The organism is Peribacillus sp. P4_D6 (genome assembly GCF_056401795.1).
Genome location: NZ_JBFUIQ010000368.1, coordinates 1 through 849, shown reverse-complemented (window position 1 = coordinate 849; position 849 = coordinate 1). Strand labels below are relative to the sequence as shown.

At 40.8% G+C, this 849-nt stretch carries 2 protein-coding genes; both read left to right on the top strand.

Features of this window, described 5'->3' with window-relative positions:
- A partial coding sequence (locus AC1DVB_RS27645) for a transposase (protein ID WP_477592042.1) occupies window positions 1-136 on the top strand: 136 nt, incomplete at its 5' end.
- Between the two features lie 384 nt (window positions 137-520).
- Window positions 521-849, top strand: a 329-nt coding sequence (locus AC1DVB_RS27640; RefSeq protein ID WP_477592040.1) for an MsnO8 family LLM class oxidoreductase, incomplete at its 3' end; no start/stop codon positions are given.

Here is an 849-nt window from a genome sequence, read left to right as displayed (position 1 = left end):
AAAAGAAAAGCATGGTATGCGTTGGACTACTTTAAGGGGACTTAAAAAATTGTCGATGCAGGCGATGCTTACTTTCGCTGCMATTAATTTAAAGAAGATGGCCAATTGGACATGGCGAGGACAAAAAATGGCATAAGATAGTGGGCTCGTAGAGCCCACTATCTCTTAACTTTAGGCGAAATTCAAAGGGGATTTCAAAAGGGGTTCAGAATTTTTTAATTCCGAACTTCTTTTGTCTACAAACTGGAAAGCCCCTTAAAGGGCTTTTCTTTTTTACATAAATCCCTAAAAAGACCTCGATAGAATAAATGATGACCATTTGAGCCACTTGCGTCCTTTGTGTATTAAACCAAACACCTCGCTAGAATACATAATTTACTTATACTCCCTAATTTGGATTCAACTCCTTATATTTTCTGTTAAAGGCTGCAAACTAAACAACAAAGCAAGCGTTTCAGGCGACTTTCGGCTGGTTATGATTTACGATTAAGTTACGAAAGCCAAGAAAGGAGGTAACAAATTGAAATTGAGCATATTGGATCAATCCCCGATTGCATCCGGGCAATCAGCACAAGAAGCTTTGCAGGCTTCACTTCAACTAGCGCAAGAAGGAGATAGGCTGGGTTATAGCAGAATCTGGTTTACTGAACATCATGATTTGCCTGGCTTGGCCTGTTCCGTTCCAGAGGTTTTGATAAGCTATATTGGTTCACAAACAAAAAATATCCGGATTGGATCAGGGGCAGTACTGCTTCCACATTATAAGCCATACCGAATAGCAGAGGCATATAATATGCTAGCCACGCTTTTTCCAGGCCGGATTGATATCGGAATGGGACGTGCTCCTGG